Annotated in this window: 22 protein-coding genes; 10 read left to right on the top strand and 12 right to left on the bottom strand. The window is 38.2% G+C overall.

Annotated elements, in window-relative coordinates:
• Positions 1–37 precede the first annotated feature (37 nt).
• The 3 genes from ACFX4G_RS09050 to ACFX4G_RS09040 form a co-directional block, all read right to left on the bottom strand.
• The gene (locus ACFX4G_RS09050; RefSeq protein ID WP_377574176.1) at positions 38–1,531 is read right to left on the bottom strand and encodes a glycoside hydrolase family 1 protein; all 1,494 of its coding nucleotides are present in this window, start codon (positions 1,529–1,531) and stop codon (positions 38–40) included.
• Between the two features lie 42 nt (positions 1,532–1,573).
• On the bottom strand, positions 1,574–3,514 hold the full coding sequence (locus ACFX4G_RS09045) for a beta-glucoside-specific PTS transporter subunit IIABC (RefSeq protein ID WP_162214633.1): 1,941 nt from the start codon (positions 3,512–3,514) through the stop codon (positions 1,574–1,576).
• Between the two features lie 119 nt (positions 3,515–3,633).
• Entirely contained in the window at positions 3,634–4,485 is an 852-nt protein-coding gene (locus tag ACFX4G_RS09040) for a PRD domain-containing protein (RefSeq protein ID WP_025750947.1), read from the bottom strand.
• A gap of 324 nt (positions 4,486–4,809) precedes the next feature.
• On the opposite strand from ACFX4G_RS09040, the gene ACFX4G_RS09035 reads away from it, so the two are divergent.
• The 3 genes from ACFX4G_RS09035 to ACFX4G_RS09025 all read left to right on the top strand — a co-directional run bounded on the left by ACFX4G_RS09035 (position 4,810) and on the right by ACFX4G_RS09025 (position 7,287).
• Positions 4,810–5,661 (top strand): histidine kinase N-terminal 7TM domain-containing protein, encoded by an 852-nt coding sequence (locus ACFX4G_RS09035; protein WP_377574173.1) that lies wholly within the window; start codon positions 4,810–4,812, stop codon positions 5,659–5,661.
• Between the two features lie 117 nt (positions 5,662–5,778).
• Positions 5,779–6,390 carry a GGDEF domain-containing protein gene (locus ACFX4G_RS09030; protein ID WP_377574170.1) on the top strand — a complete coding sequence of 204 codons (612 nt, stop codon included), beginning with the start codon at positions 5,779–5,781 and terminating at the stop codon, positions 6,388–6,390.
• Positions 6,391–6,525: 135 nt separating this feature from the next.
• Complete coding sequence (locus ACFX4G_RS09025; protein ID WP_377574167.1) at positions 6,526–7,287, top strand: MBL fold metallo-hydrolase; 762 nt, start codon at positions 6,526–6,528, stop codon at positions 7,285–7,287.
• Between the two features lie 367 nt (positions 7,288–7,654).
• On the opposite strand, the gene ACFX4G_RS09020 is transcribed toward ACFX4G_RS09025, so the two are convergent.
• Positions 7,655–8,644: a DUF4003 family protein gene (locus tag ACFX4G_RS09020; protein WP_377574164.1), complete on the bottom strand. Its 990-nt coding sequence runs from the start codon at positions 8,642–8,644 to the stop codon at positions 7,655–7,657.
• A 144-nt stretch (positions 8,645–8,788) separates the two neighbouring features.
• The gene (gene gdh, locus ACFX4G_RS09015) at positions 8,789–9,574 is read right to left on the bottom strand and encodes a glucose 1-dehydrogenase (protein WP_025750943.1); all 786 of its coding nucleotides are present in this window, start codon (positions 9,572–9,574) and stop codon (positions 8,789–8,791) included.
• Positions 9,575–10,022: 448 nt separating this feature from the next.
• Here gdh and ACFX4G_RS09010 point away from each other — a divergent pair, with 448 nt between their 5' ends.
• Together ACFX4G_RS09010 and ACFX4G_RS09005 are read left to right on the top strand one after the other, a co-directional pair.
• The gene (locus ACFX4G_RS09010) at positions 10,023–10,649 is read left to right on the top strand and encodes a nitroreductase family protein (protein WP_080781659.1); all 627 of its coding nucleotides are present in this window, start codon (positions 10,023–10,025) and stop codon (positions 10,647–10,649) included.
• 63 nt (positions 10,650–10,712) lie between these two features.
• Positions 10,713–12,017 carry an aldehyde dehydrogenase gene (locus ACFX4G_RS09005; RefSeq protein ID WP_377574161.1) on the top strand — a complete coding sequence of 435 codons (1,305 nt, stop codon included), beginning with the start codon at positions 10,713–10,715 and terminating at the stop codon, positions 12,015–12,017.
• A gap of 41 nt (positions 12,018–12,058) precedes the next feature.
• On the opposite strand, the gene ACFX4G_RS09000 is transcribed toward ACFX4G_RS09005, so the two are convergent.
• The 6 genes from ACFX4G_RS09000 to ACFX4G_RS08975 all read right to left on the bottom strand — a co-directional run bounded on the left by ACFX4G_RS09000 (position 12,059) and on the right by ACFX4G_RS08975 (position 17,924).
• Positions 12,059–13,429 (bottom strand): DUF2254 domain-containing protein, encoded by a 1,371-nt coding sequence (locus ACFX4G_RS09000; protein WP_043981300.1) that lies wholly within the window; start codon positions 13,427–13,429, stop codon positions 12,059–12,061.
• Between the two features lie 320 nt (positions 13,430–13,749).
• Positions 13,750–14,523 (bottom strand): TPM domain-containing protein, encoded by a 774-nt coding sequence (locus tag ACFX4G_RS08995; RefSeq protein WP_377574158.1) that lies wholly within the window; start codon positions 14,521–14,523, stop codon positions 13,750–13,752.
• On the bottom strand, positions 14,523–15,116 hold the full coding sequence (locus ACFX4G_RS08990; RefSeq protein WP_230183321.1) for a LemA family protein: 594 nt from the start codon (positions 15,114–15,116) through the stop codon (positions 14,523–14,525). Before ACFX4G_RS08990 ends, ACFX4G_RS08995 begins: the two co-directional genes overlap by 1 nt.
• Before the next feature lie 253 nt (positions 15,117–15,369).
• Complete coding sequence (locus ACFX4G_RS08985) at positions 15,370–15,990, bottom strand: polysaccharide deacetylase family protein (RefSeq protein WP_377574155.1); 621 nt, start codon at positions 15,988–15,990, stop codon at positions 15,370–15,372.
• A 127-nt stretch (positions 15,991–16,117) separates the two neighbouring features.
• Positions 16,118–17,467 (bottom strand): glycosyltransferase family 2 protein, encoded by a 1,350-nt coding sequence (locus ACFX4G_RS08980; protein ID WP_377574153.1) that lies wholly within the window; start codon positions 17,465–17,467, stop codon positions 16,118–16,120.
• Between the two features lie 214 nt (positions 17,468–17,681).
• Positions 17,682–17,924: a spore germination protein gene (locus tag ACFX4G_RS08975; protein ID WP_013084095.1), complete on the bottom strand. Its 243-nt coding sequence runs from the start codon at positions 17,922–17,924 to the stop codon at positions 17,682–17,684.
• A 220-nt stretch (positions 17,925–18,144) separates the two neighbouring features.
• On the opposite strand from ACFX4G_RS08975, the gene ACFX4G_RS08970 reads away from it, so the two are divergent.
• The 3 genes from ACFX4G_RS08970 (at position 18,145) to ACFX4G_RS08960 (ending at position 20,249) form a co-directional block, all read left to right on the top strand.
• Entirely contained in the window at positions 18,145–18,462 is a 318-nt protein-coding gene (locus ACFX4G_RS08970; protein ID WP_013058076.1) for a winged helix-turn-helix transcriptional regulator, read from the top strand.
• Positions 18,463–18,492: 30 nt separating this feature from the next.
• Entirely contained in the window at positions 18,493–19,128 is a 636-nt protein-coding gene (locus tag ACFX4G_RS08965; protein ID WP_377574150.1) for an FMN-dependent NADH-azoreductase, read from the top strand.
• Between the two features lie 485 nt (positions 19,129–19,613).
• Entirely contained in the window at positions 19,614–20,249 is a 636-nt protein-coding gene (locus ACFX4G_RS08960) for an FMN-dependent NADH-azoreductase (RefSeq protein ID WP_377574147.1), read from the top strand.
• A gap of 61 nt (positions 20,250–20,310) precedes the next feature.
• On the opposite strand, the gene ACFX4G_RS08955 is transcribed toward ACFX4G_RS08960, so the two are convergent.
• The gene (locus ACFX4G_RS08955) at positions 20,311–20,850 is read right to left on the bottom strand and encodes a GNAT family N-acetyltransferase (RefSeq protein ID WP_097822862.1); all 540 of its coding nucleotides are present in this window, start codon (positions 20,848–20,850) and stop codon (positions 20,311–20,313) included.
• Positions 20,851–21,048: 198 nt separating this feature from the next.
• Here ACFX4G_RS08955 and ACFX4G_RS08950 point away from each other — a divergent pair, with 198 nt between their 5' ends.
• Both ACFX4G_RS08950 and ACFX4G_RS08945 read left to right on the top strand, forming a co-directional pair.
• A complete protein-coding gene (locus ACFX4G_RS08950) occupies positions 21,049–21,258 on the top strand; it encodes a hypothetical protein (protein ID WP_014459119.1) in 210 nt (69 codons plus the stop codon).
• Positions 21,259–21,262: 4 nt separating this feature from the next.
• Positions 21,263–21,775 (top strand): hypothetical protein, encoded by a 513-nt coding sequence (locus tag ACFX4G_RS08945; RefSeq protein ID WP_097822863.1) that lies wholly within the window; start codon positions 21,263–21,265, stop codon positions 21,773–21,775.
• Positions 21,776–21,952: the final 177 nt, after the last annotated feature.

The following is a 21,952-nucleotide window of genomic DNA, read 5'->3' as shown; positions in this document are numbered from 1 at the left end:
GATGAAGGAACATCGCGTGTTTTCAGGCATGTGTTTTTTACTGAGAAACTTTGACTTTTGTAGTTGAAGATAAATCTTCTCCGTTCGTTTCAATTACTTGCTTATACCAGTAAAAAGAATCTTTTTTAGATCGTTCAAGCGTACCATTTCCTTCATCATCTTGATCTACGTAAATAAAGCCGTATCGTTTTGACATTTCGTTTGTTGATACACTGATTAAATCAATAGGTCCCCACGCGGTATAACCCATTAAGTCTATACCATCTTTGACCGCTTCTTTCATCTGTTCAATATGCTGTCTTAAGTAATCTACACGATACGGATCATGAATTGAGCCATCTTCTTCTACTTTGTCATGAGCTCCTAACCCATTTTCAACGATAAACAGCGGTTTGCCGTAGCGGTTATGAAAATCTTGTAACGTATAGCGCAGTCCTTTCGGATCGATTTGCCATCCCCAATCAGACGTTTGAAGATGAGGGTTTTTTACACTTCCTGCAATCATATTTCCTAGGACATTTTCTTCTTCACTTTGAGTTGTGACAGAAAGAGACATATAGTAGCTAAATGAAATAAAGTCAACGGGATATTGTTTGATAATCTCGTCATCCCTTACTTCTTTTACGATTTGAATGTTGTTTTCTTTAAAGTAACGTTCCATTACCTTTGGATATTCTCCGCGAACTTGAACATCTGTAAAAAATAAGTTCAAGTCATTTTTATGCTGAGCTAGTAAAATATCATCCGGATGATTCGTCACAGGATACGTTGTCATACGCGCAAGCATACATCCTACTTTTACATCAGGAATAATCTCGTGAGCTAACTTAGTGGCAAGTGCACTCGCAACAAACTGATGATGCGCCCCTTGATACGCAATTTGCTCCGCTGACTGATTTGGAACATTTTCAACTAAAATACCGCCGCCTGTATAAGGGCTATGCGTAATCACATTGATTTCGTTAAACGTGAGCCAATATTTGACTTTATTTTTATAGCGTGTAAATACCGTTTCCGCGTAGCGTGTATAAAAGCCAATTAGCTTGCGGCTGTACCAGCCGTTGTATTTACGGGTAAGCTCAAGCGGCGTTTCATAATGCGAAAGGGTCACTAGCGGCTCAATTCCGTACTTTAACATTTCATCAAATAGGTTATCGTAAAATTGCAACCCTGCTTCGTTTGGATTCACATCATCTCCATTTGGAAAAATTCTCGCCCAGTTGATCGAAATGCGAAGCGTTTTAAACCCCATTTCTGCGAACAGTGCGATATCTTCTTTATAGCGATGATAAAAGTCGATGGCCGTACGCTTTGGAAAACGATCGTTTACTTTGTTGTTAAGCACATCTTCAATATAATCTGCTTTTACATCCATTGAATAACCAGTTCGCTCGTCTTTTGGGACAAATCGAATCATATCTGCAGTAGACAGCCCTTTTCCATCAACGTCATAAGCTCCTTCAATTTGATTAGCAGCTGTTGCTCCTCCCCATAAAAATCCCTTTTTAAATACAGTATCATTTGTTAACATAGTCCCCACGTCCTTTTCTCATATTTTTATTAAAAATAGCATTTATTTCACTACAGAAAGTAGCTGTTCCCCTTCAAAAATTGGACCTATTTCATTGACAGACAGCACATCTAAATACTCCGTTGTGTTTGTGATGATAACCATCGTAACAGTTTCAAATCCAGCTTCTGCAATCGCATGTCGGTCAAATTCAATGAGCGGCTGCCCTGCATTTACATAATCTTTTTCTTTTACAAGTGCTTTAAAATGCTCTCCTTTTAAAGAAACGGTATCAATTCCAATATGAATTAAAATTTCGGCTCCGTCCTCTCCTTTAATGCCAATTGCGTGTTGAGAATCAGGCAGCACCATAATCGTTCCAGCGATAGGCGAGACTACGCGGTTTTCACTAGGTTTAATCGCAATTCCTTTGCCCATAATTTCTTGAGCAAATGTTGGATCTGACACTTGATGCAGCGGTACAAGTTCACCGTGCAACGGAGAGAATACGCTTTTTGTTTTACCACTTTTTTTCTCCTCTACTGCTAGAGAAACATTTTGCAGTGGTGCTTCTTCTTTGACAGGATGTTCTTCAAGTTTTATTGTATTTTTTTCTGGTTCTTCTGAAGCAATATCTTTAAACCCAAGAGTAAGGACCAAGACGGCTGGTAAAATAACGGCCCCTGCCAGCAGCGCCACAGCGACAATCAAATTGCCTGCTGCTCCGCTTGGATCTGCAAACGTAGGAATAGCAAAGATTCCGACTAATCCTCCTAATGTAAATGCTTTAAACCCATACCACCCGGCAAAGCCACCGAGCAGTGCACTAGAGGCAATAGCGTAATAAAAAGGCTTTTTCAACTTCATGTTTACTCCGTACATGGCAGGCTCTGTAATTCCGATAACAGCTGAAATAGCTGATGAAAACGCAACTTGTTTTAAATCTTTATTTTTTGTCTTCAACGCTACTCCAAAAGCCGCTCCTCCTTGAGCAAGGTTGCTGATATACATCATCGGCATCAAAACATTGTCAAACCCATATACTTTTAGGTTTTGTATCGCAATTGGGCCTATTGCATAGTGCATACCTGTCATAATAATAAGAGGCATAAGCCCTGCCAGTAAAAGCCCTGCCAGCGGACCCGCTGTTTCAAACATCCATGAGAATATACTTGCTAATCCGTCTCCCATATACGTTCCAAGCGGACCGATTAACCATAGCGTAATAGGTGCAGCGATTAGAAGTGCAAGGAGTGGTGAAAACATGACCGTAACGGTAGCCGGCATCCATGAACGAACAAATTTGTATATATATTTCAATAAAAGTACACCTAAAATAATCGGTATTACACTAGACGTGTAGTTCACGACTGGAATGGATATAAAATCGATTCCAAATAACGTGAATTCTTTTATTTTCGTAATGCCTCTCGCTGCGTCTATAAAGGTCGGATACAGCATGGCAGCTGCTAAAGCAAGGGCTAAGTATTCATTTGTTTTAAACTTGCGAGCTGCTGAAACGGCTAAGAAAAATGGCAGAAAGTAAAAGACTCCGTCCCCAATTGCATTCAGCACTGCGTACGTATCACTTTCTATGCTCAGCCATCCTAGCGTAGCAAATAAAGCGATAAAAGCTTTTAGCATACCCGCACCAATAAGAGCTGGTAAGATAGGAGTGAAAATTCCTGAAATACTATCCATTAGAAGTGAAACAACGCCTTGTTTTTGGCTGCTTTTCTCCTCGGTAGCTCTTCCACTGCCCAGCAATGGTTCAACTTCTTCAAAAACTTCAGCAACTCTGTTTCCAATAATGACTTGAAACTGATCCCCGGAAAATTGAGCGCCCATCACTCCTTTTATTTGCTTAATTTCCTCCACCTGCACCTTATTCTTGTTATGAAGATTAAAGCGAAGTCTTGTCACGCAGTGCCAAGCCTGGTTAACATTTTGTGCTCCACCGATTTTATCTACTACTTGTTTAGCCGTTTCTTTATATGAAGTCATTTATATCCCTCCTTTTTTCAATAAAAAAACCCAAACAGATCACCGCATGTTTGTAACATGCAAATGTCTGCTTGGGTAATGCCTGATCGAGTCAGTAACAATCCTCCAAAGAAGAACAATTATTCAGTTTCTACTAGATTCGTCACTCGCCAAATGTGTAGCGTTAAGTAAAGCTTTTCATCTGAAGTTAAAGACCAACCATGCTGTTTATGAAGTAAATTAGCCACTTTTTCAACAGCTTTATATGCTTTTTCATACTTTGTTTTTACAACATCCAGCAGCGTAGCATCAACTTCCGGAGAAACATGTGGGTTCTGATCCAGCTGACGTAAAACAAAAAATCGTAGATGCGTGACAAAGCGAGAATAGTTCATGGATTCTTCGTCAAGTTTGAGCTGAAAATGATATTGAACAACATCGATAATTCGATTAATCACTTCAGTCATCTTCATCGTTTCTTCCACTTTTGCTTGTACATTCTGTGCGTTTACAAAATGATAGGTGAGAAACGTTTCTTCACTTTTAGGAAGCAGCACATCAAGCCGGTCATACACTAGTCGAATCGCGTTAACCGCAGCATTATACTCTTTCGGATAAAGCTTCTTGACTTCCCAGCGGCTTGGCTGCGCGTATTCAAGGCCATTATGGCTTCGCTCAATCGCAAAATTCAAGTGATCCGCAAGAGTCAAGTGAATATTGGTGCGAAAAGGCTCACCTATTTCTTTTTCTGCTTGCTTGATTAACTCTACAGAAACCTCGAGAATTTCTGGTTTGATGCTCTCTAGAATTTGAGCCAGCGGTCTACGAATATTGGACGACTCCGCCACAAACTTTCGTCGAATGACAGCCTTATCAACTGGATCACCTTTTTTCTTTTGGAAACCGACGCCTGTTCCCATGATGACCCATTCTACATTAGAGGAGTCTTTGACCAATGCTACGTTATTATTAAATACTTTAACAAATTTCATAGATGCTTCCCCCACATCAGAACAAACGTAAAAATCCCATCTTAAAAACACATGAACACATCACGTATTTTTAACACAGGTAATGCCTGATCGAATCAGTAACAATCCAGTTTTAAGTTATTACTGAAATTATATTCTACTATGAAAGCGATGTCAATATATAAAATACTGAATTTTTAATAATTTACTAGTGAAAGAGAAATAATTCTTATAGACTATCCATCTACTTCCTTCGCTGCTACTAAATCCCTAATAAAACATCCACATTTTATTTCAACTGTGCTACATTTAACTAAAAATGCTTTCTTAATGAGGGATACAATTGTGAATTTAGATTTAACCGCTTGTATAACGCTTATCTGTACGTCTGGTGTTCTTAATTTATACTTGTGTTTTTACGTATTTATTAAGCGTCACCACTACAGCAATATTGCGCATTTATTTATTCTTCATACAGGTTTCACCGCTATTTATTGTATGGGTGCGGCCTTTAGCTTACTATCCGTTAACCTTGAGGAAATGAAATTTTGGACCGGTATTCAATACGTGGGCATGCCTTTTTCACCTCCTGCAGGACTGCTGTTTGTTATGCAGTATGTCGGCATAAAGGTAAGGAAAAAACATATTTTTGCGCTTTTTGTCATTCCTTTTATTAGTTTGATCATGGTCGCAACAAATGACTGGCATCACCTTCATTACCGAGTGTTTGAAATTGACCCAGTTTTAGGTGCTCCTTACGTTCATCAAGAAATTGGACCATGGTACACGATTCACGGCATGTTCATTTTTTCGTCTATGTTCGTTGCTTTTTTACTCGCCGTTTACCGATGGAAGGAAACAGCCAAAGCTTACCGCCTGCAGTTGATTGCATTAATGGTCGGGCAATTAGTCCCTATCTTCACAGCTTTTGTCTATTTAATGGGATTTACGCCGCAGGGAATTGATCCAGTTCCGATGGTTTTATGGATTTCTTCCTTTTTATATTTATGGTCCATTAACTCATCGCGTATGTTTACAGTCATGCCCGTTGCGAAAGACGCCATATTTAACAGCATCAATGACGGTGTTATCGTGCTTGATGAAGCTTACAGATTAATTGAATTTAACTTAGCGTCGAAGAACATGTTTCCGCAGCTGAAAAAAGCGATGTTTGGAAAACGGTTTGCTGATATTTAGTTCACGCTATCGGGCAGTTCATTTCCTTTTACATTCGAAAATAACAACAGCAGTCAAGAGCTGCAGCTTTTTTCTGCGGATCAATCTCAGTATACGTATCAAGTTCGCACCTCTCCTTTGCAGTATGCTAACAACAGTCACGGCTTGCTGCTTATTTTCACAGATATCACGGAGCTAAAAAGACTTCAGCTAAAGCTTGAAAATCAAACTTATTACGATGAGCTGACGCAAATTTATAATCGCAGAGCATTTTTTCAGCACAGCAAGCAAGCGTTCTATGAAGCAAAAAAGTCCGCTTCTTCTTTTACGCTTCTTTTACTTGATATTGATTATTTTAAAAAAGTGAACGATACGTATGGTCATTATACCGGCGATCAGGTGCTTGTATATGTTGTAAAATCCTGCCAGTCCGTATTACCGAAAGGAGCCCTTTTTGCTCGGTACGGCGGTGAAGAATTTGTACTCGCGCTAAAGGGCTATACTTTATCCGAAGGCGAAACGCTTGCTGATCAAATTCGCCGTTACGTCGAAGCTCAGCCCTTACTGATTAATGAAAAAACCATTTCTGTTACGCTGAGTCTTGGAGTAGCACAAGCGGAAAAACAAGAAAATGAAACGTTAGATGAGCTGTTGAATAAAGCAGATATCGCTCTGTACGCTGCCAAACAACATGGACGCAACCAAGTACGTATATATAAAGAGATAAAAGAAACCCTAAAAAGAACCTAAACAGCACTGTTTCGGTTCTTTTTGCTTTTGATTACTATTCTTTCATTTAAGTGGTAAAAGACTTGATTTTATCTATGTATTTGCAACTAGAGCATCCTATAAACTATATGTAGATCAAAAAAAGGAGAGATACAGATGAAGATTACACATATTCGTAACGCTACTCTAATTGTTGAATACGGAGGAAAAACGTTTTTAATTGATCCTATGTTAGCAGAAAAAGGTACGTACCCTCCTTTTCCAAATTCGATCAGACAAGATCAAAACAACCCTTTAGTGAACTTACCAATATCCGTTGAAGAAATTATTGCTGATGTAGATGCGGTTATTGTCACTCACCTCCATTTAGACCATTTTGACGATGCCGCTAAACAGGCGTTGCCAAACAATATCAAAATGTTCGTTCAAAATGAAGAAGATGCCGCAGCAGTAAAAGAAGCTGGTTTTAAAAATGTAGAAGTACTTACGCAAAACACGGTTTTTGAAGGCGTTGAATTAATCAAAACAAAAGGCGAGCACGGAAGAGGAGAAATTTTAAAGCGTACTGGTTTAGTATGCGGTGTTGTTTTTAAATATAAGAATGAAAAAACGCTTTATATAGCTGGAGATACGGTATGGTATTCCGCTGTTGGAGAAGAAATCAACACATATCAACCGGATGTCATTGTCGTAAACGGCGGAGATAATCAATTTTTAGAAGGCGGTTCTCTTGTGATGGGGAAAGAAGATATTTACGAAGTTTTTAAAGCGGCCCCTCGTGCTACGATTATTTCTGTCCATATGGAAGCTGTAAATCACTGGACGCTATCAAGAGAAGAATTAAAAGGCTTTATCAACGAAAAAGACATGACGTCTCACGTCTTTGTTCCAGATGATGGCGAGGTTTATACTTTTTAAGAGAAAAGCTGAGATAAAAGTATTCTAGTTGAATGTGAATCCGAACGAGGAATCAAGATTCTTGATGGAGAATCAACTTCGTTCGGATTTTTTCATCGGTATGGTGAACGTAGGTTTCATGTATATGGGTACTTCTAGCGGTTGATTGGAGGGCAAGGCGAAGACTCCTGCGGGAAAAGCGGAACAGGTGAGACCCCGCAGGAGCGTAAGTGACGAGGAGGCTCAGCGGTCGCCCGCGGAAAGCGAAGCCTTGCAGGGAAATCAACCGCGGTATTATAAGCGGTTCAGCTCATTTATTCCATTGGTTCATCTTTAGGTTAGATTCATGTAGTTATGTCCCAGCCTCTTTTTATAGTCGTTTCATTTATCAAGTAGTAGTCGTAGTAGCAACCGCTGAAGTGCTCGCAATAACCGCTAGCATAGCCGCTTGCTGGGCTTGAATAATCGTTTCAATCGTTGTATAGATACCTGTTTCGACCAGTCTAGAATCCTTTAGCTTTTCACTGATAACCAAATTAACCGCCAGCATAACATTGATGTCTTTCTGCCACTTGAAAAGTTTGTCTGTATTTAACTGTTTCACCACGTCATAAATAATTTCAATTTCAGCTTCCGGTTTTTCAAACAGTGCTAATAAGCCAAGAACCGGGTAATGCATTGCTTTTACTTTCATACCTGCCGATTCACAGATTTCTTTTACTGCTAGGCATCTTTCAATAAGTGTATCCCCATGTAAGTTTTTATCGATTGCGAGAATATGACTTAAAAATTGAAGGTCATTCCCTCTTTTAAATCCATGCTGCCCCAATGTGGTATAGAAGTGTTCAATTTCATGCATCAAATCATCAACAGACTCGCTCGTTTCAGCTAATAAAACGGCAAGAGGTACATCACCGCTTGATGTAAGGAAGAGATGCTTTTTTTTCATGCCTTGATAAATTTCTACTGACCTTCGAACCATTTCTTTATGGCTTCGACTTGACTCATTCGACAGCATAGCGGAAGCCGCGATATACGTAAATGCGCCTCTAGTAAACCCGCCATGTACCAATTGATCATATACATCCAGAAATTCATAAAACGTTTCTTTTGGATTCTCATAGCGGGTATCCAGCATGGCTGCAATCGTAAACCGCTGCGATGATTTTAATGTAGAAAACATTCCTACTTGATTTTTAATATAGTCACTTAACTCAATATAAGGCTGAAGCTGAAGCGATTTGCCTTTCACTGCATACATAGAAGCGATAGCCATAAACTGCTTCGGATCTGCCACTTTCCATTTGAGTTCATTTTTTAAGCTGATATAAAAACCTCTATACTGATCTACTTTTTGTTGAATCGTTTCCGGTAGCATATCAACACGTCCTTTATTCGTCGTTAGCTTATATACGTAACACTTCAATAAAAGTTTCAATATTTGGTAAATACGCCGTACATTTATGACAATACGAAAAAGACCCCGGAATATTCCGAGGTCTTTTTCATTCAGTTCTACCTATTAACCTCTTCCCGCTTGGAAAGAAGGATATTTTGTCATACCGCCATCAGCAAATAGTGTAATACCTGTTACATAGCTTGCTTGTGACGATGCTAAGAATGCTGCAACTGATGCAATTTCTTCCGGATTGCCGATGTAGCCCATTGGAATCATGCTTTCTACGTCTGCACGCTGTTCCGGATCTGCGAATTTTTCAGCGTTGATTGGCGTATCGATCGCGCCTGGTCCAATGTTATTTACGCGGATACCTTTTGGCGCATATTCAAGAGCCAATGTTTCCGTCATTAGCTTCATACCGCCTTTACTTGCTGCATAGTGAACAAATAGTGGCCAAGGAATCATTTCGTGAACGCTGGACATGTTAATAACGTTTCCTTTAATGTCATTTTCAACAAAATATTTAATCGCTTCGCGGCTTCCTAAAAACGCGCCTGTTAAGTTTGTATCGATTACTTGATTCCAGTTTTCTAATGATAATTCATGTGAAGGAACCGGGTTTTCAACACCAGCATTATTAACCATAACGTCTAATGTGCCAAACTCTTTAACAGCTGTCTCTACAAGGTTCACAACATCTTCTTCTTTTGTTACGTCGCCTCGAACAATAATTGCTTGACCGCCAGCTTGTTCAATTTCTTTTTTCACTTCTAGCGCTTCATCTTCATTGCTGCGGTAGTTTACAACCACTTTTGACTGCTCTTGACCAAAACGAACGGCCATTGCGCGCCCCAATCCTTTTGATCCGCCTGTTACAACTACTACTTTATCTTTTAAATCTGTATACATCTTGAAGTCCTCCTACTTTTCCTGCGTGATATGTCTTGTTATACTGTACTAATTACAAATACAGTTTAGGTTTTAAAAAGAGAATAAACATTTCTCTATCTCTTCTTTCTCAAACTGTCATTCATTTAAAAAGTAACAAATTCACTTTTGTCTCTTTTTGTTACTTATCGTAACTAATAGAAATAAAGTAGTCAAACTTTTTGTTTGATCACTTTTATAATTTATTTTTATCTCTCACTTTCTTCATATTTGTTCCCAGTAGAATATAACTTCACACTTCCAACTAACCCCACTTCAAAAGTTTAAACTTTTTCCCTTGCAATTCTTAAATCAATGTATTATATTGTTGATGTATCAATTATTGATATGTCAAATAATTGTCCACAACCAAAAAATATGGGAATGACAATAAATAAGTTTAACGCCTAAAAAGAAAGGAATAATGACTATGACTATAAAAGATTTTAACGAAATTGCTTTAAAACGCCGTTCAATTAAAAAATATGATCCTTCAGTAAAAATCAGCCGTGAGGAAATGGAAGAAATTCTTACAGAAGCTATGCGTGCTCCTTCTTCTGTTAATATGCAGCCGTGGCGCTTTGTTGTAATTGAAACGCCGGAAGGCAAAGAAAAATTAGCTAAACTTGCGAAATTTAACAGTGAACAAGTTCATACATCTTCAGCTGTTATTGCCGTGTTTGGTGACATGAACAACGTCGAATATGCAGACGAAATTTTCGGAAAAGCAGTAGAGCTTGGCTATATGCCTCAGGACATTAAAGAACAGCAGCTAAATTTCTTTAAGCCGATTTACGAAAACATGCCAAAAGCAGATATGAAAGACATCGTGCTAATTGATTCAGGTCTTGTATCTATGCAGCTTATGCTTGTTGCTCGCGCTCACGGATATGATACAAATCCAATCGGCGGATACGAAAAACACTTAATCGCAGAAGAATTCGGTTTAGATAAAGAACGTTATCTTCCAATTATGCTTATCTCAATCGGTAAAGCAGCGAGCGAAGGCCATGCTTCTTACCGTTTACCGGTCAATACGGTTACAACTTGGAAATAAGCAGCAGCTATTTCTGTTCATTGAATAAAGAGTTAAAAATGTGAAGTAAAAGGAGATTTTCTGATGAATAACTATCAAGAACTTACAGAAAAACAGCTTTCATTCTTTAATAGCGGTAAAACAAAAGACGTTGGGTTCCGTATCGAAACGCTAAAGAAATTAAGAGAACTTGTTGTACGTCATGAAGACGACATTTTAAAAGCAGTAAAAGCTGACCTTAACAAACCAGAATTTGAAGCAAAACGTGCAGAAGTTGGTCTTGTGCTAAGCGAAATCGACTTTGCAGTTGAAAATCTTGCAGAATGGGCAGCGCCAAAAGAAGTAGAAACACCATCTACTCATGCTGGAGCAAAAAGCTACATTTATCAAGATCCATACGGTTTAGCTCTAGTGATTGCACCTTGGAACTATCCGTTCCAACTTGCTGTATCACCAGTAGTAGGCGCGATTGCTGCAGGTAACTGCGTGGTGTTAAAGCCTTCTGAATTAACACCTCATACGTCAAGCCTTCTTGCTAAGATGTTTAATGAAAACTTCCCTGAAGAATACTTGACGGTAGTCGAAGGTGAAGTGGAAACAAGCACAGCTTTACTAAAAGAAAACTTTGATTACATCTTCTTTACAGGAAGTACAATGGTCGGCAAAATTGTGGCAGAAGCGGCTGCTAAACATTTAACACCTGTTACGCTAGAGCTAGGCGGAAAAAGTCCTACAATTGTACACGAAGATGCAAATATTGAAGAAGCAGCAAAACGCATTGCGCGCGGTAAATTTGCAAATGCTGGCCAAACTTGCGTAGCGCCAGACTACATTCTTGTTCAGCGAAATGTAAAAGACGAGCTGCTAGCTAACCTAAAACAAGTCGTAACAAACACGTACGGCGAAGATGTTTCACAAAACCTAGACTTCCCTCACGTAGTGAGCGAAAAGCATTTTGATCGCCTTAGCAGCTTCTTAACAAACGGAGATATTGTTTTTGGAGGCAAAACGGATCGTTCTCGTCTGTTTATTGAGCCAACTGTTCTTGACAACATCTCATGGGAAGACAATGTGATGCAAGATGAAATCTTTGGGCCAATTCTTCCAGTCATCGTATACGATGAAATCTCAGAAGTAATTGAAGCAATCGTAAAACGTCCAAAACCATTAGCACTTTATCTTTTCTCTGAAGATGAAGCAGTCCAAGATCACATCTTAAATAGCGTGTCATTCGGCGGCGGTTCTATCAATGATACGATTAATCATATGACGTCTCACTATCTTCCATTTGGCGGCGTTGGTGACAGCGGAATGGGTGCGTATCACGGAAAAGCAAGCTTTGATACATTTTCACACGCTAAAAGCATCTTAAAACGTTCAAATAAATAATTAAAAAGAAAAGCCGAAGTCACGCGTTGACTTCGGCTTTTTTACTTCTTCATTTGTTTAGTTATCTGTTCATATTGCTCTTCCTTTTCTGTAGAAATAGCTAAATCATAAAGAATATGCAAAAAATATTTTTTATCTTGAACAAATAAATATTCTTCTTCAAAGCCTTGAGACGTGTAGACGGCAAACTCCCAAATGTCGTCGTAATAAGCTGGCCCAATGGCCTCGGCGAGATTTCCAAGCGTTTTAAGCAGCTCCATTGTAATGATAATATTACGTCTAGCATAGTGCCGGATATTAGCAAATCCATCATACAAAAAGTCTTCAAATTTTTTATCAGGAATGACCATTCGTACAACGCCGCTGTCATCAACTAAATACGAAGAAAACTGACTAACATCACAAATTTTCCGAAGAATATCGCTAATTTGGTGAATGGAGTTAATCGCCGTTTTGAAGTCATCACTTCCTAATGATTTAATCGCCATCTCGACAAACTTGGTAATAATATGAGTTGTGTCTTGAATATCGGTTTGAGATTTTCCTATATGAACATATCGATGAAAAATAGTTTGATCGATTTCATCCTGCTCTGTAAAATCTCGGTTCCAATAATAAAACAATATCGTTCCGTCGAGTACGTAGTCCCCTACTTCCCTCTCCATTTTGATCACTAAGTTATGCTCTTTGGCATAGTGAATTAATCGGCTGTAATTAACGGTCTGAATATAGCCGGATGTTTGAATATATACTGGATTTTTATCTCCTTCAGGAAAGGAAAATGGTTCGTTATGAGCAGATTGCGTTCGATGAACCTCTAGCTCTTCACGTATCGTCGTTTCAATAGCTTTTATAGATTCCGTCTTCATCGATTGAGTCATATGATTAACTTGCAGCCATTTAACGGAATGATTAATAAAGTAGACAAACGTGCCTGCACTAAAAACTGATAGCGCCGTGGTCGCAAATGGGATAGCAAAGTAGCCATCTACTTGTGAACTGTTTAAAAAGAGAAAGACAAAAAGTGTATATAAGAAACTCCCCATAAAAATCCCGAGAATTCGCTGAGTCGATTTCGAAGAAGCAAAGTTTTTTAACACGCGAGGAGAAAACTGAGCTGCAAATGATGTAAACACAACAAGCATTAAATTAAAGGTAAAGGTCGTAATCGATAAAATTCCGGGCATAATCGTACTCACTAACGTATTGGTTAAATCCATGTTGATTGAAAAAAATGAAGGAACCTTCTCTCCTACTTTGCAATAATAGTCCAGAAACAGCGTCAATGCAGCTAAAAGGACAGAAAAAAGAGCATAAATTAAGGGACTAAACCATATTTGGCTATTTAGCTCATCTTTAAAAGCACGAGGAGAGAGCTGCTTCCTTGCCGCTATCCATCTAAATGTATTCATACAAAACTCTCCTTTTTATTTGTAAATCTCTAACTTTTTTCTTAGTTCCCTAATTTTTTTTGGTTATGCTTATACAATGGAAAAAAATCTATTTTTTAAAATATAGGTACACAAAGCAAAAATGAAATTGACACATACCTCATTAATTTAATCTAAAGATGCACAAATAGGATACATGAGTTGAATGAATATATAAAAGCTATGTTCACCATACAAATAAAAAATCCGAACGAGATGGATTCTCAACTAAGAATCCATCTCGTTCGGATCTTCCTTCAACTAACCTACTTTTATCCCAGCCTCTTTTTACTCTTATCGTTTTACCAGCCTCGGCTCGCTCCACCGCCTCCAGAGCTGCCGCCTCCCCCTCCGCGAGGACCGCTGCCGCCGTTGCCACCGCCACCGCCTCTTCCTCCAAACATCACAAGGAAGTTTAGCAGAAATTGTGTAATCGCTCCTTTAAAAAAGACGAAGTCGAGAATAAGAAAGCCCACAATAACAGCTGCAATCAGCAGCGTTTGAAGGGTTGAGAAATGAACACCGCTATCGGAAGGCGGAGATGCTTTTGGCACTTTTTGTTCAAAGTCTGTTCCTAAATCATACTCTTTCACGACTTGGTTATAAACAGCTTTGTATGTGCTTTCTAGCGCCGTATCGTATTTGCCATTTTTTAAGTTAGGAATAGCATAAGAATCTAAAATTTCTCCCGATTTGATATCGGTGATAGCTCCTTCTAACCCGTATCCTACTTCGATTCGAATTTTTCGTTCTTTTTTAGCGAGTAAAATAAGAACGCCATTGTTCAGCTTTTTATCACCGAGTTTGTACTTTCGAAACGCTTCATTCGCGTACTCTTCTACATCCGCATCACCTAATGAATTCACGGTAAGAATCGCTACTTGAGCTTTCGTTTCATCATCCAATTTTCTGCCCATTTGATTTATTTCAGCTTTTTCCTGATCGTTTAATAGATGGGCAAAATCTTGAACGTAAATATCGCCTACCGGATTTGGAATATCAGGTGCAGCAAAAGCAACGCTTACCGTATTACATAAAAGAGACAATAATAAAGCAAACGAAGCAAGAAATTTCATCACTTATCGCTCCCAAAATCAACTTTCGGCGCTTCTTTTTCTTCATTTGTTACTTCAAAATATGGCTTTTTTTCAAAGCCGAACATACCCGCTAACATGCTTTTAGGAAATCTCTTAACTGATTTATTGTATTTTGCAACTTCATCGTTATAGTCTTTACGCGCTACAGCGAGTCGATTTTCCGTTCCTTCTAAACTGTCCATTAAGCTTCTAAAGTTTTCATTCGCTTTTAAATCCGGATATTTTTCAACCACTACGAGCAGGCGGTTTAATGCGCCGCTTAACTGTTGATTAGCATCAGCTTTGTCTTCAGGAGTTTTAGCTCCCGCTAGCTGTGCTCTTGCCTGAGTGACTGAATCAATTGCTTCCTGCTCATGCTTAGCATAGCCTTTGACCGTTTCCACTAAGTTCGGAATTAAATCAGATCTTCTTTTTAGTTGATTATCTATTTGGGAAAATTTATTATCTACATCTTCCTGTGCGCTAACGAGACTATTGTAAGAGCTCACTCCGTAAATCACAACAATTCCTAACCCTAAAATCACAACAATCGCTATCCCAATGAGCGTAGCGATCAAGCCTTTGTTCTTCAATATACTACCTCTTTTCTTCATCAAAATTATGTATCTACTTACTAGTACGAATCACCCTCTAAAAAGATTCATTTTTTACCAATTTTTTATGTTGAACGTATAAGTAAGACGTCTCCTAGCATTCAATCCTTCTATAAGGTGAAATACTTTTCTCTACCTATTCTTTCTATCAATTAGCACTTGTAACCTTCTCGATTTTATCTTGTTTCACAATAGAAAAAAAGGAATACCTCTTGGCTATTCCTTTTTTGGCTTAAGACCATCCTTCAATTTTGTATGCGACTCGGTGAAATTCAGGAACCGTTACAAATTGATAGTCGTTTTTTATTAAATACTTAATAAGTTTCGGCAATGAAGTAACAATTTGATCCCGCGCTCCGCTGCCGTATCGATCCCCATCATGCATAACAATAAGATTCTTTTCTTGTAAATTTTGAATCGTATATTTGCATATGGCCAATGGATCTTCTTCACGCCAATCCTGGCTATCTACATTCCATAGAACAGACGTCATTCCCAATTCCTTAATAGCAGCAAGAGCTGTATCATTTATTGAACTGTAAGGTGGACGAAATAGCTTGGGCGAATGACCTATTATTTTCTCTATTTGAGCATTTGTAGAAGTAATTTCTTTCCATAATTCACGTTTAGAAAGAGTTGTAATATCAGGATGACTCCACGTATGATTGCCAATTACGTGCTTTGCTCTATGAATACGTCGGATCAGCTTCGGAAATTTTTCCGCTTCTGCACCTACGACAAAAAATGTCGCACGTACATTATATCTTTTTAGAATTTTTAAAATAGCAGCCGTGTAGGCTGAGGGTCCATCATCAAACGTTAACGCCACATATTTTGGTGAATTTTGATTCATATGTTCTCTCCTTATATAAAATAGATATAGAAATAAACCCCTCACTTTGTGGGTGTAAGCTGAGGGGCTTTTACGGTGAGATAATTTTTAAGAGATGATGTTATATCTTTTTCTGCATACAATGCTGCTATAGGTAATAGATTTGTTCAAAAGAACTCGCCAAGTAGTCAAATCCGCGAGGCCGCAGTGTTTCGAACTGCTGAATAATTTTTATTCTTTCCTCTGATCCTCCTGGGAGATCGTAAAGTTTCGTCACGGGCTGGCCACTATTTAAATATTCAATGATTCTAAACAGCATGACGCGAAAAGCATGTTTAAATTCCTTATATTCATCAGGAAAACGCTTCTCCAGCGCTTTATATTCAACTAATGTTTGATGCATATGCATAAACGGAAGCTCTTTCCATTCAAGAGAGAGGATAAGAACGTCTATATTGGGATGTTTTTTAACGAAGCGATAGTGATTTCCCCACTGTTCTTTTACTTTTCGCTTAGACATACCGTGTTCTTGGTGATAAGCAACCGTAGAGGAATCTAAAACAAATTGTGCACCATTCTTATATAAACGATATCCAAGCTCCCAGTCTTCTGCCCCGTAGCCGACAAAAGTCTCATCAAAATAGCCGGATTTCTTTAATTGCGCTTTTCTTACTGATACATTTCCACTTAAAAATGCGATATAAGGTAGCGTAAATCCCTCAAGTCGCTCTCCGAAATGTTTTAGCCCGCTGTTAAGGAAATAACGATTAGGAAATGATAAACGTTGAAAACGGTTTGTATCAATATCTTCTTTTGTTACAAGAGGACAAGGAACGTTTGAATGCTGCTTCGTTTGTTCATAGTTTTCATACAATCTTCTATACTCAGGATCCCTTCCGACCAGTTCTTTTAAGTGCGCCATTTGATCTTCATTATAGTCTGGCATAATAAACGTGTAGACTCCTTCATAATGCATAGCTCCGGTAACCACAAAATCGGATTCATGCACATGATGTTTATAGTGATTTTCAATAAAAGCAGGAGGAGCTAGCATCTCCCCATCTAAAAAGATTAAAAGATCTCCTTCAGCATGGTTAATTCCTATATTGCGCACAGATGAGCGCCCTTTATTTTTTTTCATGCGAATATATTTAAATTTAAACGGGACATCAGCTTCTTTTACAATGTTAGGTGTGTTGTCAGAAGAAGCGTCATCCACTAGAATGACTTCATACTGAGCGTGGGGAAACGTTTGTTTAGATAAACCGTAAAGCGAAAGAGAGGTTTGGTGGTATTTATTATAAGTAGGCATAATAATACTCACTTTAATAGGTTGTTTATGATTATTTTTTATACTCATACTATATAATGAATGGTCTGCTTTATTTATTTTATTTTTGGTCTCTTTTAAGGGATTTGGACTCTTTTTTTTCTTTTTAATATAGTATTTTCCATCGGAACGGTTGTAATAGGAATCGTATAAGTTTATTTTAATCATCCTTTCTTTGTTTTTCCTCTATATACTATTCAATAAATGACCGGGTGCTTGTACAATACATAATTTTTTTTAGAAAAGGCGTATATAATAGATTCGGGAACTTTAGTAGATCATTCTATTGAATTAGAAACACATTCTCTTATCATAAATAAGTGTTCTACTTCTCAGCATAAAAAAGCTGCTTACAACTTCATACGTTATAAGCAGCTCCCTTTTATAGCTGATTTCCATATACCCCATCAATATTCGCAACAGCGGTTTGATCAAATATATCTGCATCCATATTTGTATTTTTCATTCGCGCACAAGCAGCTGAAATGTCTCCATATGTTGAGTTGATTCCAACAGATTTAACATCCGCTGTGTGTCCGTTGTGCAGAACTTCTCCAAAATTCATCGATCCGTTTCTCGCCATACCATTAATTCTCGTGTTACAGATGTTAATAACTCCTGCCATGACCATACCACCTTTTCTTAAAATGAATTCGTACATCGTATGCTGTGACAAGCCTATGTGTGAAAAGTTTTCAAGAAGTGAAAAGCAAGGTACAAATACTAGTGAAATTATTCATTTCACCCTGCTTCACCCAAAGTTTCCACATGTTTTTATGCTTTTTCTGTTACAATAAATGCATAAGTTATTTTTCATCCATATTGTTTGAAGGAGGATACGTAATATGGACGAACCAAAAGATATTCAACCTAAAGTAGAAAAAAGTTTCGAACTGATTGGCAAGAAGTGGACAGGATTAATCATTTATGTGCTTATGAGCGGTCCTAAACGCTTTAGTGAATTAAATGAAAGTATACCAGCCTTAAGCAGAAGGCTTTTGACAGAACGAATTAAAGAGCTTGAAGACCACGGAATTGTTGTCCGAAATGTCATTCCGGACCGCCCTATTCGTTCTGAATATTCGCTGACTCAAAAAGGAACGGAGTTAGGTAAAATATTAGGGCCGATTAGCCAGTGGGCAGAAAGCTGGGTGCAAGATTAATAAAACTACTCCATAGAAAGGATGAGCATCATGGCAAATGTTCTCTATATTACTGCACACCCTTTAGGTGAAGACGAATCACTTAGCATGGCTGTGGGGAAAGAATTTATAGACGTATATAAGCAAACACATCCAGAAGATGATGTGGTTCATTTAGATTTATATCAAGCAGATATTCCATACTTAGATGCAGACGTATTTAACGGCTGGAAAAAGCTTCGTTCTCACTCTTCCATCCAGGATTTATCAACGGATGAACGATTAAAAGTGGGACGATTAGCCGAACTAGGCGGACAGTTCGTACTCGCTGACAAATATATTTTTGTCACGCCAATGTGGAATTTCTCTGTTCCTGCGATTATGAAAACGTACATTGATGCGATTACCGTGTCAGGTAAAACCTTTACATATACAAAAGAAGGCGCTCAGGGATTGCTTAAAGGAAAAAAAGCGATTCACATTCAATCTCGCGGAGACGTGTATTCAGAAGGCCCTGAAATGGCAAGAGAAATGGGCCACCGCTATTTAGAAATTATGATGGACTTCTTTGGAATCGAAGCGTTTGAAAGCATTATTATCGAAGGGCAAGTAAAATTCCCGGATCAAATTCCGCAAATTAAAGAAAAAGCACTCCAAAAAGCCCATTCAATGGCCAAAACGTTTTAAATTCAAGAGAAAAGAAAAAGACCTCGAAGCAGATCGAGGTCTTTTTCTTTTCTCTTCCCTCCCTTATATTTCCCTTGAAATAATGATCACCTTCCTGCTCGTTTTACGCTGAAAATAGATTTAAAGGAAAGATAAAACGCTGTTATTTTTTGTTACTATTAATAACGCACGAAGCAAAAATACACGATTTTTCTTTTTTATTTTTTAATTATCTACGTTCAAAAAAGATAGTTCCTCTAAATGAATAACGTTTAAAATAACGCTTTAAAATGAAAAAAACCTTTGTTTTTAAAGGGTTTAGCTACAAAACCCAAAAGCGTAATATTCTTAAAAACGTTTGTGAATATGATAAAACCCAATAAAAAACCTTTGACTAAATTTGTTACGTAAGTTACTATTAATAACGTAGTAGATGTTTTCGAACATATTATCTTTAATTCATGAAACAACATTTATATATTGAAGACAGAAAGGTGAAAAGAATTATGGCAAAAGTATTATATATTACAGCAAACCCTAACGATGCTACGCAATCATTCAGTATGGCTGCGGGAGACGCATTTATTAATGAGTATAAAGAAGTGAACCCAACGGATGAGATTGTTTACGTTAATTTATATCAAGAACATATCCCTCACATCGACGGCGATGTATTCAGCGGATGGGGCAAACTTGGAAGCGGCGCAGAATTTGACGCGCTTACTCCTGAAGAACAGCGCAAAGTTGCTCGTTTAAACGAGTTAAGTGACCAATTTGCTCAAGCGGACAAATATGTATTTGTTACACCAATGTGGAACTTCTCATTCCCACCAGTGATGAAAGCATACTTAGATGCTGTAGCAGTAGCTGGAAAATCATTCAAATATACAGCAGAAGGTTCTGTAGGTCTATTAACAGATAAAAAAGCGTATCATATTCAAGCAAACGGCGGTATCTACTCTCGCGGCCCTGCTGGTGAATTAGAGATGGGTCACCGCTATATGCGCATTATGATGAACTTCTTCGGCGTTCCTTCTATCGGAAGCCTATTTGTAGAAGGACAGGCTGCAATGCCAGATAAAGCACAAGAAATTAAAGAAGACGGCATTGCTCGCGCTAAAGAAGCTGCACGTACGTTCTAATAACAAATATAAGCATAAAAAAAGGAACACCTCCCCGTGTTCCTTTTTTTTATGCTTGCCATTATAGCTTTGCGTCCCCGCGCAGCAGCGAATAAACATATGTATCAAACGGGATGCCGTTTTGGAACAGGTACTCTCTTAGCGTCCCTTCCTTTTTAAATCCTAATTTGCTCAACAAGGCGATAGATCCACTATTTTGCGTAAATACAATCGCTCCTATACGATTGTATTGAAGTTCGTTGAAGCCATAAGAAATCGCTTCATGAACGGCTTCTGTTGCGTATCCTTTGTTCCAATACTCCGGAAAAAGAGCATAGCTTACTTTTGCTTTCTTATGCTCAGAAGACCACTCTTGAAACCCTATTGTTCCAATCAGCTTTTCTTTTCCTTTTAGCTGAATCCCCCATTTAATCAATTGTTTTTCTTCGTATCCTTTAGAAAAATTCTTAATGATCTCCTTCACTTGGTTGATCGATTCTAAAGGTTTTTGCCCGTAATAGCGCAGAACCTCTTCATCAGAAAAGCATTTTAAAATCTCACCGGCATCATCTTCTACAATTTTTCTTAATATCAGCCGTTTTGTCTCTAATTCTGGAAACATTTTCTTCCCTCTTTTCTGCGCAGCTTATCTATCTACGGTAAACCATACTATTCTCCTCTCAACTAGCAATATCCTGCTAAAACCTTACCCGGGAGGACTCATTTCCTATCCAAATAGTCGATTTACAGCGGAGATAGTGGTATTTTATATAGTGGGCATAAGTTGCTTTTTATCAACACAGAGGCGGTGAACGCAGAAATGAACCAAGATAAAGAATTGCTGTCCACGATACACGCTCTTCAAAAGGAGCTGCAGCAAGAAAAAGAAAACCGTGCGTATATGCAAAAAGATATGGACGAACTAAGAAGCGCTTTATTACAATCAGAACAAGTAAAACAAAACTTAATTGATCAGCTAGAAAAGAAAGTCGATTTGATTTTAACGTTGATTCAAAAAGGAGACGCATAAAGGAATGGATTTTTTTAAAAACAGCAAAATACTATACACTATTGTGGCACTTGTTATTGCCCTCATCGCTGTATTTACCAACAATTCGCCCATTTCCCTCATTCAGCAGCATGAAAATTCAAGCAGTACATCGAGTAGCACACCGGACACTACATCAAGCAACCAATGCTCTGCAGAGACTCAAAGCGACAGATTATTTACCGGCAAAGAACTTGTCTTACAAGAAGGAAATGATAAATATGGATATTGCCACATTGTCGCGCATATGCAAAAACCAGGCGTTAACAATTATCAAGGTAAAAGCCAATTCAGCAAGTATTTAAATGAAAAACAAGCGATGTCTGTTGCTGAAGAAGTCATCAACGAAGGCGAAGACGGCACCAACAATAAATCTGGCAACTACGTTAAAGAAAAGTATATTAGTTCTTTAAACCAAGAAGTTAGAGTTGTATATACTGACTACAGAGGCAAAGACTACGACTACAGCGTAACGACCATGTATCCAATTGGTCATTAATAATAATGCAGTTAATAAAAGCAGGCGCATGCCTGCTTTTTTTATTTTACCTCTATTTATGATTTACACCTTTAAAAAAGTCTCTGTAAATTTACAGTAGCACTTTTACCTCTTGGACATATTCTAAATATAAAAAAGAAACAGCCCCTTGCTTCTTTTTTTAGAAAGAGGTTACAA

This window comes from Priestia sp. YIM B13486 (genome assembly GCF_042787865.1).
Classification (GTDB): Bacteria; Bacillota; Bacilli; order Bacillales; family Bacillaceae_H; genus Priestia; species Priestia megaterium.
Note: the sequence above shows the minus strand (reverse complement) of the source record. Positions and strands in the feature narration are given on the sequence as shown.